Source organism: Candidatus Pseudothioglobus sp. uisw_070 (genome assembly GCF_059512545.2).
On sequence record NZ_CM183456.2, the window covers coordinates 1,646,478 to 1,661,632 of the forward strand.

Consider the following 15,155-nt stretch of genomic DNA (forward strand, 5'->3'; position numbering starts at 1 on the left):
TTCCTATTTATACTGTGTAGTCATCAACAATTGAGCATTGTGCACTTACCGCAGTAGCTGTTAATTTATCCACTCCTTTTGATGGCCATCTAATAATGTCAGCAAAGTAAAAACTTCCATATGAGTATTCAAAGCTTTCGCCATAAAATTGCTCACCATTATTTGAAAAATCTGTAACAACCAATTCAAGGCCTTTGAAATAGTTTTCATCCATTCCAAATTGTATAGAACTCTTCTCAGTAATTCTAAATTTAAATTTCTGAGGAATATAGTTAACAAGGCCGTCCTCTTTTAACTCAACTGCTTGAATCATCTCACAGTAGTAAAGGTCACCAGCTGCTGATAGAGCAGGAAAAGACAAACAATTAATAATCACAAACAAGATAATTTTTTTCATTTTTACTCTAATTTTTCAGCGTTGAGTTTAGCGAGTACAAGCCTTAACATGATATTGTATATTTAGTTTTATATCGAAAGTAAATAATTTTTTAAGCAATATATAAAGTAGAAATTCATATATATGATATAATATATCTCTCATTAATTTTTTTCACTAAAAGATTAATTAAAAGTTTTTTTTATACGTATTTCAAGGAGCAAGAATGATTCAGTTTATAGTTCATGATGAAGATGATTCCGTTGGCGTTGTTACCGTCGAAGGATTAAAAGCAAACGACACCCTAAGTGGTTGGATAATGGACCAGGATGTTTTGATAGATATCAAAATTAATCAAGATATTCCAATTGGGCATAAGTTAGCTATTAAGGATTTAAATGAAGATGACACTGTCATCAAGTATGGTGTAGATATTGGTAGAACAATTTCAAAGATTGCTGTAGGTGATCATCTACATGTTCATAACGTAAAAACTAAGAGGTGGTAATGATAAATTTAAATCAAAAAATCCATGGATATCGTCGCGAAAACAATAGAGTAGGAATTCGTAACCACGTTATTATCTTGCCAGTTGATGATATTTCAAATGCTGCTTGTGAAGCAGTTTCTAACAATATTAAAGGCACGATAGCACTTCCTCATCCCTACGGTAGACTTCAGTTTGGTGAAGATCTAGATCTACATTTTAGGACAATGATTGGTACGGGAGCAAATCCAAATGTTGCCGCAGTAGTGGTTATTGGAATTGAGCCAGACTGGACGCAAAAAATCGTTGATGGAATTGCTGCAACGGGTAAGCCAGTTCAAGGTTTTTCTATTGAGAAAAAAGGTGATATACAAACTATCGCTGACGCTTCCAAAGCGGCTTATGATATGGTTCATTTCGCAACAGGACTTCAAAGAGAGCCATGTGACCTAAGTGAAATCTGGGTATCAACTAAATGCGGGGAATCAGACACTACTTCGGGCTTTGGGTCAAACCCAACAGTTGGTAATGCGTTCGATAAGTTATATGAAATGGACAGTACTTTACTTTTTGGTGAAACATCTGAAATTACAGGTGGAGAACATTTAGTTAAAGCTAGATGTGCTAATGATGCTGTTGCTGAAAAATTTATGTTTATGTTTAATCGCTATCAAGATATGATTGAGCGCTTTAAGACAGATGACCTATCTGATTCACAGCCTACTAAAGGAAATATTGAAGGTGGTCTAACTACGATCGAAGAAAAGGCATTAGGCAACATACAAAAGATTGGGAAAAAATGTGTCGTTGATGGCGTTTTAGATAAAGCAGAAATGCCTACAAGTAAGGGCCTATGGTTTATGGACTCTTCTTCTGCAGCTGCAGAAATGGTTACATTATGCGCAGCCTCTGGATATGTAGCTCACCTATTCCCTACTGGACAAGGAAATATTATTGGTAATCCAATTCTCCCTGTTATTAAAGTTTGTGCAAATCCAAGAACAGTTAGAACGATGTCAGAGCATGTGGATGTTGATGTAACTGGTTTATTAAAGCGTGATATCAATATGGATCAAGCTGGTGATATGCTTCTTGAAAGCCTTATTCACACTTCAAACGGAAGAATGACTGCTGCAGAAATATTAGGGCATCAAGAGTTTGTATTAACGCGTTTATATGAAAGCGCCTAACTATTAATAAACGAGAAGAATATGATCTACTTAAAAAAAGCTGATAAATCAGCAGCATCAAATGTATTAGAAGCACAAAAAGTGGTTCATGACATGCTTTCCAATATAGATAAAGATGGGGAACAAGCAGTTAGAAACTACGCAGAAAAACTAGATGGATGGTCTGGTGAGATTTTGCTCTCAGATTCTGAAATTGACAATATTATCTCTGACGTTCCTCAAAATGTTAAAGATGATATAGATTTTGCATGTCAGCAAGTTTATGAGTTTGCAAAGGCTCAGCGTGACTCTATTGAAGAGTTTCATACCAAAAATAATGGCGTTGAGGCTGGTCAAAGACTACTTCCAGTAAATGTTGCTGGATGTTATGTTCCAACCGGACGCTACGCACATATTGCTTCTGCATATATGAGTATTGCAACAGCTAAAGCTGCTGGCGTGCCTTGCATCATTGCATGCTCAACGCCGTATCAAGGTAAAAGTATTCATCCGTATGTTCTGTATGCAATGAAGACTGCTGGAGCTGATCACGTTATGACTTTAGGTGGTGTACAAGCAATAGCAAGTATGGCTCATGGACTATTTACTGGAAAAAAAGCTGACATCATTGTTGGTCCTGGAAATAAATTTGTAGCAGAGGCAAAAAGAACGCTCTTTGGACAAGTTGGCATTGATGTATTTGCTGGCCCATCAGAAGTTGCAGTGATTGCTGATGAGCACGCCGATGCTGACGTTGTTGCAATTGATCTTGTGGGTCAAATGGAACATGGACACGAGTCACCTGGCTGGCTATTTACAACGTCTAAAGAATTAGCTGAAAAAGTAATGGAGTTGGTACCAGAGTATATTGAAAAACTTCCACCAACTGCAAAAGATGCAGCATTCTGTGCATGGAGAGACTATGGTGAAGTTATGCTATGTGAGTCTCGTGAAGAGGTTGTAAAGATATCAGATGAATACGCAGCAGAGCACCTTGAAGTTCAGTGTGAAGATCTTGATTGGTGGCTGGACAACTTAACATGTTATGGATCTCTATTTCTAGGTGAAGAGACAACAGTGACTTTTGGAGATAAAGCTTCTGGCCCTAACCATATTCTTCCTACAAAGGCAGCTGGTCGTTATTCTGGAGGCCTTTCTGCTCATAAATTCTTAAAGGTTTTAACTTGGCAGCGTATGGACAAAGAATCTACACGTCAAATTGCCCAAGCATCTTCTAGAATCTCCCGATTAGAGGGAATGGAAGGACACGCAAGAGCCTCGGATGTTAGGCTAAGTAAATATTTTCCAGATGAAACGTTTGACCTAGGCGCACCTGTATTAGAATAGCTTTATGAACTTATCAGATTTCTCACTAGAAAATAAAGTAGCACTAATAACTGGTGGTACAAGTGGGGTGGGAAAAATGATGGCGCTTGCGCTTGCTCGCGCAGGCGCATTTGTTTGGATTGCAAGCAGTCGAAGCAATGCAGAAGAAACCCTTCAAGAGATACAAGATCAAGGTTCTAAAGGCGCCTTCATCCAAGCGGATGTCACATCAGCTGCTGACCTTAAAAATATGGTAACTCATATCTCTAAAGAGTCTGAAAAAATTGACATTTTAGTAAATGCTGCTGGAATAAATCTTAGAACATCTGCTGAAGAGTTAACACTCGAAGAATGGCAGAAGACTATTGACATTAATTTAACTGCCCCTTTCTACTTAAGCAAGCTTGTTGCTGAATCAATGGCTAAAAATAATTGGGGGCGAATTATAAATATTGCCTCTCTTCAATCCCTTAGGGCATTTGATAACAGCATTCCATATGGTGCAAGCAAAGGTGGCATTATGCAGCTTACTCGAGCCTTAGCTCAGGCTTATTCAAAGAATGGAGTACTAGTCAATGCAATTGCTCCAGGATTTTTTAGAACAAACCTAACGGAGTCATTATTTCAAGATCCTGAGAAATTAAAGAATTTAGCAGCAAAAACAATGATGGATCGCAACGGAGAAGAAAAAGACATTTTTGGTATTAGTGTTTTCTTGTGCAGTGATGCAAACTCATATGTCACCGGTCAGACAATATTTTTAGATGGAGGGTTTTCAGCAGCATGATTAATAAAATGAAAGCGGTAGTATACACAGCGCCGAATGAAATGACTTTTTATAGTGAATACAAGCCAACGCAAATTGATCGTGATGATGATGTTTTATTGCGCATTGAGTCCGTTGGAATTTGTGGGTCTGATATGCACGCATATCATGGCAAAGACCCAAGAAGAAACCCTGGCTTAATACTGGGTCATGAATTTTGTGGCGAAATAGTTGAGGGCATTCATAAGGGTCAAAAAGTAACAGGCAATCCTTTGATTACTTGCGGAAAATGTGAATACTGCCTTCAGGGTAGAGACAACCTTTGCAGTGATAGGGATATGATTGGAATGAGTAGGCAGGGCGCTTTTGCTCAATACATGACCATACCAAATCAATGCCTAGTTCATGCGCCTAGCACTATGAATTCAAACCATGTGGCCTTAACTGAGCCCGCGGCAACTGTGGTCCATGCTGTAAATCTTGCCATAGAAAATTCATTCAAGCCTATAAGCGATTGCCACGTTTTAGTTATAGGTGCTGGTGCTATTGGCCTTTTAACAGCTCTGTTACTTAAATCCCATGGCGTTAAAATGCAGGTACTTGAAACCAATATGGCTAGGCATCCTTGCGTTAAAGACCATGTTGGCGTTATTGCCATTAACCCATTAACAGATTCAGTCAAAGACAGCACATTCGATGTTGTAATTGACTGTGTTGGAAGTGAAAAGACAAATGCTCTTTCTATTGCCTCAGTCAAAGCAGGAGGTACAGTAGTTAATGTAGGCCTTCTTAGCTGGACTACTAATATTGACATCCGAAAAATTACACTTCAAGAAGTGAAGCTAGTTGGTTGTTACACCTACAACATGGAAGACTTTAAGTCTGCCTTAAAGTCAATTGAAAATGGAGATTTTGGTGACTTATCATGGATAGAAGAGATGCCTCTGTCTGAAACTGATTTGGCATTTAAGAGTCTTCACAATGGTACAATGGCCTCAGCTAAGGTTATCCTTAAGCCACATTTTTAATCACTTACGCATTATATGAGCATTACTGATCTCCAATTTAACATAGACAGGGACAGCAAGACTCCTATGTGGCTCCAAATAAGGAATGAGTTATTTAATTGCCTTTATCGTGACGAGTTAAGACCAGGCCAACTAATTCCAAATGAGAAAACACTTGTTGATCTCTTCAACGTTTCAATTGGAACAGTTAGAAAGGCAGTAGGTGCATTAGAAAAAGAAGGCTTCCTTATTCGAAAACAGGGTTTAGGAACTTTTGTCTTTCAGCATGATAAAAGCACTTTCCATTTTGCGTATTTTCATTTTGCATTAAATGGAACTGATGAGATATCCTACCCAGAAGTAGAGTTCATTTCTTTTGAAACAAAAAAAGCCACTAAGTATGAAGCAAAAATATTAAATATTTCTCCTGGGAGTAATGTATATCAAATATTTAATATGCTAGGCATTAATAAAAAAAATTATATTGTTGATAAGATAATCATATCACAAGCTAAATTTCCAACGCTAACTGAAGAAATTTTTAAAAACCGAGCTAATACAATATACAACCTATATCAAAATAAATTCAACATATTTATAACAAACTGCTCAGAGAAATTAAAAGCAACTTCTGCAGATAAAACAGTATCCGCTCTTCTCAATGTTAAATTAGATACGCCTATTCTTCGGATAGAGCGTATCGGTCAAACATATCATAACGAGACTATTGAGCTAAGAACATCATTCGTTCATACCGATGACATCGACTACGTCAATACCCAAAACAGCACTTTCGGCGATACATTCTAAGGATTAGACAACACTCAAAACTGAGATTTTTCCTGCGTCAAAGATTTATGTAAAGCTAAAATTCCTTCAAGTTAACCAAGCCTTGTTTAGCCATAGAGATATTCTGGCAACCATAGAACAATTTGCGGGAAGATAATAATTAACGCTAATCCAACAACTTGAATAGCCATAAATTGCATCATACCTTTATAGATATCTGATAAATCCCAGTCTGGGGCAACCCCCTTGAGAAAGTATGCAGACAATGCAACAGGCGGCGAAAGCCAAGCAGTTTGCAAATTAACAGCCACAAGGATTCCAAACCAAGTTAAGTTAAAACCTAATTGCTCAATTAGAGGCAAAACGATTGGAATAATGATTAGTACAATTGGCACCCACTCTAATGGCCAGGCCAACAAGAAAATAAATGCCATAACTATTAACAATATAGCTGTTGGTGGAAGATCTAGAAGCATTAATGCCTCAGTAATCATTGTCGGCGTTCCCAATCTAGAAAAAACTGAGCCAAAAAAGTTTGAGGCACAAACTAAAACCATAATTAATGTAGTAATTTCAAGGGTTTTTAATAAAGACTCTTGAAAAACTTTAAAATTTAATTTTCGGTACGCAAGTGTTAAAAATATTGCTCCCACAGCTCCCATTGCAGCACCTTCTGTAGGCGTTGCTAGGCCAGCCAATATACTACCTAAGGATGATCCTACCAATAGAACGGGCGGAACAAGTCCTTTAAAAAACTCAATCCACACCTCTCTCATAGAGTCAGGAATAAGATCCTCAGGAACGACAGGGCCTAATGATGGATTTAAGTGACATCTAATAAGTGTATAACCTGTGTAAAGTACTGCTAACATTAATCCAGGCATAATCGCCGCAGCAAATAAATCCGTTACTGGAACATTTAGAATAGGGCCCATAACAACCAACATAATGCTTGGAGGTATCAAGATTCCCAAAGTACCGCCAGCAGTAATTGTTCCTGCAGCCAACTGAACATCATAGCCCGCTCTGTTCATTGTCTTAGCTGACATAATTCCTAAAATCGTGACTGATGCACCCACAATACCTGTTGCAGCTCCAAAAATTACTGAAACAAAAAGAACGGCTACAAATAAAGAGCCTTTGGTTCTGGCAAGTGCCATCTGAACGGATGTGAATAACCTCTCCATGAGATTAGCCTTCTCCATGAGAATACCCATAAAGGTGAACAATGGAATTGCTGCGAGGGTTTGCTCAAGCATACTCCCAGAAAACTGAAAGGTCATTAAGTAAAAAACAAGATCTCCAAAACCTATATAGCCAAAGAAGACTCCTAAGAAAATTAACGTAAATGAGATTGGAAAGCCAATAAATATGGCAAACAACATGGTTAATATTAGGACAATGCCTAGTACTTCTGGAGTCATGGCCATCTCCTATTTTTGATTGCATAGACGCACTTAAGCACCTCTGAAACGCCTTGAATTAAAAGGAAAATAAATCCAACAAATAAGGCAAACTTAATTGGATACATATAAGGCATCCAGGCAGTGTCCATACCCCTTTCCATGATTGACCAAGATTTATAAGCGTACTTATAGCATGCCCACGCAGCGCCTATCAATCCAGGAAAATAAAATAATATATATAAAGTTAAGTCAATGATTGCTTGAGTCTTGACCGACCAATCTCGATACATAAAGTCCGCTCGTATATGAATGCCTTTTGAGAGTGCATACCCAGCGCCGAGCATAAACATTGCCCCCGCCCCCATTCTACTAATATCGTAGGCCCACATTGTTGGGGAGCCAAAGAAGTGTCTTCCCACAACCTCAATAAACATGGCAGTGAATACTGGAACAGTGAGCCAACATGCTAACTGACCAACTCTGAGACTGAAGAGATCAATACTGAGAATTATTTTTGCCATTAACTTAGGCATATCATCCGGCATAACCCCGGTATATGATCTGCCCTCAGCTATCATTTCATCTGTAATGTCTAATTCACTAATATCTTCTTTTTCTGACATAAATGTACCCAATTATAAATCTAAAAAACACTACAGCTATTGTAACAAATTTTAGGATTCATTAAATAAAACCCTTCTATTAATATGGCTTTTCTAACCTCAGGATAAAGGAGAACCTGAAGTTAGAAAAAATATATTTAGATAAAAAAAAGTTGCCAACAGTTTTCACTATTGGCAACTTAGTTTTTAAGTTTTACTAAAGATCTTTACTGTAAAGTCTTCGTAAAAGCTAAACCTAACTTAGCGTTAGAAGACTGAGCTCCTGACCAGAAAGGTACAGCTTTTTCAGCAAAATCTCTCTGTGATGCCCATACTTCAGCAAAGAATGCATTTTCATCAGCATTCTTTTGAAGTTGTGCTTGCGCAGCAGCCATAAACTCTACGAAGTAGTCTTCAGGCGTATCCATTAGCTGAACGCCTTGCTCTAGCAAGTCTGCCATTGCAATACCGTTTGCATAGATACGATTTGACATAGAGTCAAGTCTTGCTGCTCTTGCAGCAACATGAATAGCATGTTGGTCACGAGCAGAGATCTTATCCCACACATCGCCATTAATATACATATCTGCATTCACAACGTTCTGGTGAAGTCCTTGTAAGTAGTAATACTTAAGAACTTTTTGGAAACCAAAGTCTCTGTCCGGCTCTGGACAGCACCATTCGGCTGCGTCAATTACGCCTTTCTCAAGTGCTGGAAGAATATCACCACCACCCATAGCTACAGCTGCGACACCAATGTCTTTATAAACTTGACCTGGGAGTCCTGGAGGTGCACGGAATCTTAATTTACGGAAGTCATCCATACTATTGATTGGCTCTTTAAACCAACCTAGCGCTTCAGGACCAACCGGTTGAAGCATCAAACCAACAACATTTAGGTCCATCTCGTCCCATAGTTGATCGTATAACTCTTTACCACCGGCACTGTGGAACCAAGAAAGCCATGCAATATTATCAATACCAAGGCCAGCTCCAGCGATTGGAGAGCCAAACAGCATTGCTGCAGGGTGCTTACCAGACCAGTAGTGAGTCCATGCAAATCCGCCATCAATTAGACCAGCGTCTACAGCATCGATAAGGTCAGCGTTAGGTACAACAGAACCTCCAGGGAGGACTTCCATCGTTACTCTACCATCAGTTAATGCAGCAACATCCTCTGCAAAGTCTCTAACGTAACCAACTTCACTACCTGTAGAGTTTAATACAGATTGAATTTTTAAATTGACCGCCATAGCGCTTGAACTAGCAGTAAGCAATGCTACAGATGTCAAAAGAACAACTTTATTTCTAAACATAAAATCTCCTAATTAATCTAAATAAATATAAAAAGTACTTTGATTAGCGATAAGTTCAAAGAGTACTTAAAGCACTTAATCAAATTTTAGTATACATCAATTGATATATATGTATTATCTATTTCATAAATAAAATTACTCTTTAAGCTATATAATTTAGCTATAAAGAAATAGATTCACTAAATATACTTACAATAATAATTTCACTGTATATCATTTAAATATTTCAATCTATATTATTCTTGATTAATAAAATAATTTACTACTAGAAGTATATGCAAGAGAAATACGATTACATTATTGTAGGAGCTGGCTCGGCTGGCTGCCTATTAGCAAATAGGCTTTCAGCTAATCCTGATAACAGTGTCTTATTGATTGAAGCTGGCCGCAAGGATGATAATCTTTGGCTTCATGTGCCCGTTGGTTATTTTAAAACCATGAATAATCCAAAGTTTGATTGGATGTACAAACTAGAAAAAGACAAAGGATTAAACAATAGAAGAATAGATTGGCCAAGAGGCAAAGTGCTTGGGGGCTCTAGTGCACTAAATGGATTGCTATACATACGTGGCGATAGGCATGACTACGATAACTGGAAAGATTTAGGAAATAAAGGTTGGGGCTATGATGATGTGCTTTCATACTTTAAAAAGTTTGAATGCCAAGAAAATGGAGAAAATGAATACCATGGTGTGGATGGTGAATTAAAAGTATCTAACCTCAGACTTAGAAGAAAAATCGCCGATCTCTTTATCAAGGCATCTGAAGAAATAGGCATACCTTACAATCCAGATTGCAATGGAGAGAAACAGGAGGGTGTCGGCTATTTTCAGCAAACCTCATTCAAGGGCTTTCGAAGAAGCTCCTATAGGTCTTTTCTAAATAGAAAAATTAGATCTAGAGAAAATTTAACAATCATCACAAATACTCAAATCAGCAAACTGGTCTTCTCTGATAAAAAAGTAATAGGTGTCGAATGTATTCAAAGTAAAGGTCAGCCAAATAAAACTATTTATGCTAACCATGAAGTCATTTTATCTGCTGGGGCAATTAGTTCGCCTCAAATATTACAGCTCTCAGGAATTGGAGATGAAAAACACCTAACTAAGCTTGGAGTTAATGTTGTTCATAATAACCCTGCAGTAGGTAAGAATCTTCAAGATCATTTGCAAGTAAGGATGGTTTTTAAAACGAATACTAGAACCTTAAATGATGAACTAAACACCTGGTGGAAAAAAGCTTTAATCGGACTGCAATATGCACTTTTTAGGACAGGGCCATTAACGCTCAGTGCGAGCCAAGTTTACATTTTTACTAATACATCCTTGGATGGGTCAAGGCCAAATATACAGTTTCATATGCAGCCACTAAGCGCAGATAAGCCAGGAGATGGGGTTCATCCTTTTTCTGCATTTACAATGTCTATTTGTAATCTTAGGCCTCAGAGCAGAGGTGAGGTCACTATAAACTCAAAGAATCCAGAAGATCTTCCTAAAATTATTCCAAATTATCTATCTACACAGAGTGATCAAAAAATAGCAATTGACTCAATAAAGGTGGCCAGAAAAATTGCTAATGCCAGCCCACTTAAGCAACATATTCTTGATGAGTTCGTTCCTGGCGGCTCATTAGTTTCTGATGAAGATTTACTTGAGGCTGCAAAAAACAATAGCCAGAGTATTTATCACCCAGTTGGAACATGCAAGATGGGTAATGATAAAGACAGCGTAGTCGATGACCAGCTTAAAGTATATGGCGTTAAAGGTTTAAGAGTTGTTGATGCTTCGATTATGCCAGAGCTTGTATCAGGGAACACTAACGCGCCCACTATGATGATTGCAGAAAAAGCAGCTGAAATGATACTTAGTGACAACAAAGTCAGTTTGACTAAGTAGGTGTATTTGTGTATTGTTAACCCTATTTTAAATTCAATATAATGCCCTCCTCATTTTCCGATTTTCGAAGAAGCCAATTATTTAAACCAGCAATTATTGTTCCAACTGTAATCATGCTGGTTTTTTCAATATTTAATCTGACAGCGCCCTCAGATCCCGCTCGAATTTCATCATCCTTCGAACTAGGTATTGTTAATGAAGATGTTGGCCCCTCACTCCCGTTAATCTCAATACAGGCCATTAAAGGACTTTCTAAAAACCTCCCTTTTAGAGTGACTCTCCTTAAAGATTTTGATGCCGCAAAAGATGCCCTTTTAAAAGGTAAAGTGTCTTCAGTGCTTACTTTTCCTGAAAATTTTTCTCAGCTTGCTCTTAGCAATAAAAACCTATCAATCGGAGTATTAAACTCCCAGCATTTAACGATTGCTGAAACGCAAATAGCCAGCCAGCTACCATCAATGGTCCAAATGGCGCTCTCAACTTTTGTTTCAAATCTGCGTTCCACAAAGCTAAATAACCAATCACCCAATTCAGGCATGCTAGTAACTACAAATGTAGAAACAATGTTTAAAGCAAAAAGTTTAGCCTCACTCCCAGCGCCCTTTGTAATGAGCTTTACAACTTGGATGGCTTCAATGGTCGGAGCAATTCTTTTATTTCTGGGAACGCGTCAAATGGCATTTCTTAACAGGGCTTATTTACGAACTATTGTTCCAGTTATGACTATGGGATTTGCCAGCTTTACTCTAGCAACAGTTGTTACATTAACAACTCTTCAATGGGAAGTGTTCTTGATGGCATGGTTAAGTGTATGGCTAGTTGGTGTTTGCTTAACTTGGCTATTTCTTGGGATCTTCGAAATTATTGGGCTTTCAGCCTTGCTAATTATTCTTCCTTTAGTTCAGTATCAATCTGTACTCAGTGGATCAGTTGCGCCCGTAAGCGCAGCGCCTGACTGGCTTGAACGCATTGGAACAGCGGTACCTTTTGATGCTATCGGCGCAGCCTATAGGGCTATCATTTTTGGCTCAGATGCAAGCTTGCCATTCATATGGCTATTAAGTGCAGCTCTAATAGGTATTGTCCTCAGCTGGGGATCTGCCATCTTCAAAGGCCGAATGAGAAGGCGCTGGTAATAGCTATATACAGTTAGTTAGTTAGACTGTTAATATCGGCCTTATACCTTGCAAGTTGTGTTCGTAACTTTTGGTCTTGCTTATCGTTTCTAGAATTTAATATTGCCACTAATAGATGCTGAATTAAATCAGTATTGAAGGCATATGTCGATTGGTAATTATCAGCAACCAAGTCATCGCTATGAGTTATCTTTTTCAGCCTTTCTTCCCAGCCTTGTTCTCTTTGAAGGATTAGGCTAAGCTTTTCATTGAATGCTTTTCGACTCTGAATGCGCTCAGCATCAACCCTCCTCATTTCTTTACTTGTAATTTTTACTAAATCAAGCTGCTCTTTAGTCAGTGAACCCATAAAGCGCCTTAAGTTCTTACGGAGGCTTTTGTAACTGTCACTTTGATACACCTGATCGTTACGAACTAGCAATTTTTTTTCACTCTGAGTAGTTTTAGTTTTTAAAACTTGAATAAATTTTGTGATTTGCTCATCTGATAACTCTCTAGCAAGAGGAGTTGCCCACATGATCATTTGATCCTCTAGACGAAACCAAGACTCTTCAACATTATGAGTAATCAGGGCAATGCTCTCTAGATCTACCTCATCATTTATAGCCAGCTCTAAGTCACCAATAATTTGTGCATATTTTGGCATTTCTTCCACTCTATGCCACTGAAAAAAAGGCGTTAAAAGCTCATCTAAGTATTTTTTTTGATCACGATCAAGATCAACATAACTTTGTAGATACCATGGAAAAAGATTATCGAACTGATTATAAATAAAAGTAATTGAACTGCACCCTCCTAAAAAGAGTACCAAAATTAATGCAGCTTTTTTAAGTGTCTGTTTCATTATTTAAACTAGTTTTCCTAATTATCAAAAAAATATAATTAACCTAATTTTCCCTATCTATTTAAAAAAAATATAGATCTATGCTTAAATCACTGCTTGACAATAAATAATCGCCAATTTAAATGAACAATAAAATTCACAATAAAAATATTGAAAGCGAAACTGTAATAACCTCGCCTATTGAATTAAAGAAAACTATTCCAGTAAGTGACAAAGGTAAAGAGAACATTTTAACTAGCAGAAAAACTGTGGACAACATTTTTTCAGGAAAAGATGAAAGACTGATGGTAATTGTTGGTCCTTGCTCGATTCATGACATTGGAGCTGCCAAGGAGTACGCCCTTAAACTCAAATCCCTTCAAGAGGAAGTTAAAGAATCAGTCTTCTTAGTCATGAGGGTATATTTTGAAAAACCAAGAACAACGGTTGGCTGGAAAGGATTAATTAGTGACCCAGATATGGACAATTCACTTGACGTTGAAAAAGGGCTCCGTCAAGGAAGAGAATTTTTAGCATGGCTAGCTGATGAAGGCATACCCTCTGCAACTGAAGCGCTTAATCCAATCACTCCTCAATATTTAGGTGATCTTATTTCTTGGTGTGCAATTGGAGCAAGAACAACTGAATCTCAAACTCATCGTGAAATGTCAAGTGGACTCTCTATGACTGTTGGTTTTAAAAATGGTACTGATGGAAATCTTAACATGGCAATCAATGCTATTAAAGCGTGCTCATCTCCTCAAAGCTTTTTAGGTATTAATGATGAAGGTCAGATTTCAACTTTTAAGGCAATAGGAAATAAATCATCTCATATTATTCTTAGGGGTGGCATTAAGCCTAATTACTATAAGGATGATGTTATTGAATGTGAAAATCTTCTTAAAGAAAGTGGCCTTGCCGCAAGGATTATGATTGACTGCTCACATGACAATTCAAATCAAGATTATAGAAATCAAGGCAAGGTAATTGAAGACATAACTAACCAAATATCTGCTGGAAATAAGTCAATTTTTGGCTTAATGCTAGAGAGCAATTTATTCTCTGGAAAACAAAAAATATTAGATAACCAAGATCAAATGCAGTATGGAGTATCAGTCACTGACGGATGTATTGACTGGCTAGAGACTTATAAAATTATTAAACAACTAGCAAAAAAACTATCTTAAAAAATTAATCCTAAGTTCAACAAAATAAAATAATTTATTACTGGCCCAGTAAACTGATTACTTTACTAGCGGTTGCCTTTAAATCTGGAATAACTTTTTTCATAATAGCTATTCTGTCAAAAAGCTCGGGATCTGACTCAAGTGTGGATCGCAGTGAATTGCCAAAACTCTTTCGAAGAACAGTACCCACATTGAACTTAGCAACTTGGCGCAAAGACAGCGTTTGGATGTCTTTATCTTCTAATCCACTTGTCCCATGAATTACTAATGGCAAGTTTAGCGCTTTCTCAAGCTCATTAAAGCGCTCTAAATCTATTTCTACAGTTCCACTTTCTAAGCGGTGAACATTTCCTATTGAGATTGCAAGTGCATCTGGCTGCCCCTGTTGCTCCATCATAAGAGCATCAGTAACCTCAGTTAATGCAGATTTAATATGATCACGGCCACTTGCATAAGGAACCGACCCTACTTCAGCCTCTACTGATACTCCTTTTGGGTGAGCATAGTCAACCACATCTCGTATTAAAGAGATGTTTTCAGAGATTGGCAATTGAGATCCATCAAACATTACAGATGTAAATCCAGCATCAATTGCTTCTTTAACTGCATCAACCTCATAGGTATGATCAAGATGCAAACAAACAGGTGCCTTGGATTTTTCAGCCATAGGTCTCAACATACCAACAATCTCTTCCATTGTCATAAATTGACGCATATCAAGATTAATGGATAAAATTACAGAAGCATTACGAGCTTCTGCAGAATCAACAACCGCACGCGCATCTTCATAACCAAAGACATTGAAGCAGGCCACAGCATAGTTTTTATCTTGAGCTGGTAAAAGAATATCTTTAAGATTAGTAATCATAT

General features: G+C 37.7%; 15 protein-coding genes. 9 read left to right on the plus strand and 6 right to left on the minus strand.

What is annotated here, in order from left to right:
* Positions 1-7 precede the first annotated feature (7 nt).
* Positions 8-397: a hypothetical protein gene (locus AC5YGD_RS08320; RefSeq protein WP_496141411.1), complete on the minus strand. Its 390-nt coding sequence runs from the start codon at positions 395-397 to the stop codon at positions 8-10.
* A gap of 205 nt (positions 398-602) precedes the next feature.
* Here AC5YGD_RS08320 and AC5YGD_RS08325 point away from each other — a divergent pair, with 205 nt between their 5' ends.
* Genes AC5YGD_RS08325 through AC5YGD_RS08350 form a run of 6 tightly spaced genes read left to right on the plus strand, consistent with a single transcriptional unit; the run spans position 603 to position 5,941 of the window.
* Complete coding sequence (locus AC5YGD_RS08325; RefSeq protein ID WP_271537545.1) at positions 603-884, plus strand: UxaA family hydrolase; 282 nt, start codon at positions 603-605, stop codon at positions 882-884.
* Positions 884-2,053, plus strand: a complete 1,170-nt coding sequence (locus AC5YGD_RS08330; protein WP_271537544.1) for a UxaA family hydrolase — start codon at positions 884-886, stop codon at positions 2,051-2,053. Before AC5YGD_RS08325 ends, AC5YGD_RS08330 begins: the two co-directional genes overlap by 1 nt.
* Before the next feature lie 21 nt (positions 2,054-2,074).
* The gene (hisD, locus tag AC5YGD_RS08335; RefSeq protein WP_496141412.1) at positions 2,075-3,379 is read left to right on the plus strand and encodes a histidinol dehydrogenase; all 1,305 of its coding nucleotides are present in this window, start codon (positions 2,075-2,077) and stop codon (positions 3,377-3,379) included.
* Between the two features lie 4 nt (positions 3,380-3,383).
* A complete protein-coding gene (locus tag AC5YGD_RS08340) occupies positions 3,384-4,145 on the plus strand; it encodes an SDR family oxidoreductase (protein ID WP_496141413.1) in 762 nt (253 codons plus the stop codon).
* Entirely contained in the window at positions 4,142-5,152 is a 1,011-nt protein-coding gene (locus tag AC5YGD_RS08345) for an alcohol dehydrogenase catalytic domain-containing protein (RefSeq protein ID WP_496141414.1), read from the plus strand. Before AC5YGD_RS08340 ends, AC5YGD_RS08345 begins: the two co-directional genes overlap by 4 nt.
* 15 nt (positions 5,153-5,167) lie before the next feature.
* Positions 5,168-5,941 (plus strand): UTRA domain-containing protein, encoded by a 774-nt coding sequence (locus tag AC5YGD_RS08350; protein ID WP_496141415.1) that lies wholly within the window; start codon positions 5,168-5,170, stop codon positions 5,939-5,941.
* A gap of 86 nt (positions 5,942-6,027) precedes the next feature.
* On the opposite strand, the gene AC5YGD_RS08355 is transcribed toward AC5YGD_RS08350, so the two are convergent.
* From AC5YGD_RS08355 to AC5YGD_RS08365, 3 genes are all read right to left on the minus strand, one after another.
* On the minus strand, positions 6,028-7,344 hold the full coding sequence (locus tag AC5YGD_RS08355; RefSeq protein WP_271556711.1) for a TRAP transporter large permease: 1,317 nt from the start codon (positions 7,342-7,344) through the stop codon (positions 6,028-6,030).
* Entirely contained in the window at positions 7,341-7,949 is a 609-nt protein-coding gene (locus AC5YGD_RS08360; protein ID WP_271556712.1) for a TRAP transporter small permease subunit, read from the minus strand. Before AC5YGD_RS08360 ends, AC5YGD_RS08355 begins: the two co-directional genes overlap by 4 nt.
* Positions 7,950-8,155: 206 nt before the next feature.
* A complete protein-coding gene (locus tag AC5YGD_RS08365) occupies positions 8,156-9,244 on the minus strand; it encodes a TRAP transporter substrate-binding protein (protein ID WP_416651715.1) in 1,089 nt (362 codons plus the stop codon).
* Between the two features lie 275 nt (positions 9,245-9,519).
* Between AC5YGD_RS08365 and AC5YGD_RS08370 the strand changes: the two genes are divergently transcribed.
* Both AC5YGD_RS08370 and AC5YGD_RS08375 read left to right on the plus strand, forming a co-directional pair.
* On the plus strand, positions 9,520-11,139 hold the full coding sequence (locus tag AC5YGD_RS08370) for a GMC family oxidoreductase N-terminal domain-containing protein (RefSeq protein ID WP_496141416.1): 1,620 nt from the start codon (positions 9,520-9,522) through the stop codon (positions 11,137-11,139).
* Positions 11,140-11,180: 41 nt separating this feature from the next.
* Positions 11,181-12,275, plus strand: coding sequence for a YhgE/Pip domain-containing protein (locus AC5YGD_RS08375; protein ID WP_496141417.1), 1,095 nt, complete (start codon positions 11,181-11,183; stop codon positions 12,273-12,275).
* Between the two features lie 13 nt (positions 12,276-12,288).
* Here the strand turns inward: AC5YGD_RS08375 and AC5YGD_RS08380 are convergent, their stop codons facing one another.
* The gene (locus tag AC5YGD_RS08380) at positions 12,289-13,119 is read right to left on the minus strand and encodes a DUF6279 family lipoprotein (protein WP_496141418.1); all 831 of its coding nucleotides are present in this window, start codon (positions 13,117-13,119) and stop codon (positions 12,289-12,291) included.
* 122 nt (positions 13,120-13,241) lie between these two features.
* Here AC5YGD_RS08380 and AC5YGD_RS08385 point away from each other — a divergent pair, with 122 nt between their 5' ends.
* Positions 13,242-14,285 carry a 3-deoxy-7-phosphoheptulonate synthase gene (locus AC5YGD_RS08385; RefSeq protein ID WP_496141419.1) on the plus strand — a complete coding sequence of 348 codons (1,044 nt, stop codon included), beginning with the start codon at positions 13,242-13,244 and terminating at the stop codon, positions 14,283-14,285.
* 37 nt (positions 14,286-14,322) lie between these two features.
* On the opposite strand, the gene AC5YGD_RS08390 is transcribed toward AC5YGD_RS08385, so the two are convergent.
* The gene (locus AC5YGD_RS08390; protein WP_416686750.1) at positions 14,323-15,153 is read right to left on the minus strand and encodes a class II fructose-bisphosphate aldolase; all 831 of its coding nucleotides are present in this window, start codon (positions 15,151-15,153) and stop codon (positions 14,323-14,325) included.
* Positions 15,154-15,155 lie beyond the last annotated feature (2 nt).

Excerpts from the sequence above, each read along its gene's own strand:
- AC5YGD_RS08365 (WP_416651715.1), bottom strand. The coding sequence starts at position 9,244 with ATGTTTAGAAATAAAGTTGTTCTTTTGACATCTGTAGCATTGCTTACT.
- AC5YGD_RS08340 (WP_496141413.1), top strand. The coding sequence starts at position 3,384 with ATGAACTTATCAGATTTCTCACTAGAAAATAAAGTAGCACTAATAACT.
- AC5YGD_RS08370 (WP_496141416.1), top strand. The coding sequence starts at position 9,520 with ATGCAAGAGAAATACGATTACATTATTGTAGGAGCTGGCTCGGCTGGC.
- AC5YGD_RS08390 (WP_416686750.1), bottom strand. The coding sequence starts at position 15,153 with ATGATTACTAATCTTAAAGATATTCTTTTACCAGCTCAAGATAAAAAC.
- AC5YGD_RS08350 (WP_496141415.1), top strand. The coding sequence starts at position 5,168 with ATGAGCATTACTGATCTCCAATTTAACATAGACAGGGACAGCAAGACT.
- AC5YGD_RS08375 (WP_496141417.1), top strand. The coding sequence starts at position 11,181 with ATGCCCTCCTCATTTTCCGATTTTCGAAGAAGCCAATTATTTAAACCA.
- AC5YGD_RS08355 (WP_271556711.1), bottom strand. The coding sequence starts at position 7,344 with ATGACTCCAGAAGTACTAGGCATTGTCCTAATATTAACCATGTTGTTT.
- hisD (WP_496141412.1), top strand. The coding sequence starts at position 2,075 with ATGATCTACTTAAAAAAAGCTGATAAATCAGCAGCATCAAATGTATTA.
- AC5YGD_RS08360 (WP_271556712.1), bottom strand. The coding sequence starts at position 7,949 with ATGTCAGAAAAAGAAGATATTAGTGAATTAGACATTACAGATGAAATG.
- AC5YGD_RS08320 (WP_496141411.1), bottom strand. The coding sequence starts at position 397 with ATGAAAAAAATTATCTTGTTTGTGATTATTAATTGTTTGTCTTTTCCT.
- AC5YGD_RS08345 (WP_496141414.1), top strand. The coding sequence starts at position 4,142 with ATGATTAATAAAATGAAAGCGGTAGTATACACAGCGCCGAATGAAATG.
- AC5YGD_RS08385 (WP_496141419.1), top strand. The coding sequence starts at position 13,242 with ATGAACAATAAAATTCACAATAAAAATATTGAAAGCGAAACTGTAATA.
- AC5YGD_RS08330 (WP_271537544.1), top strand. The coding sequence starts at position 884 with ATGATAAATTTAAATCAAAAAATCCATGGATATCGTCGCGAAAACAAT.
- AC5YGD_RS08380 (WP_496141418.1), bottom strand. The coding sequence starts at position 13,119 with ATGAAACAGACACTTAAAAAAGCTGCATTAATTTTGGTACTCTTTTTA.
- AC5YGD_RS08325 (WP_271537545.1), top strand. The coding sequence starts at position 603 with ATGATTCAGTTTATAGTTCATGATGAAGATGATTCCGTTGGCGTTGTT.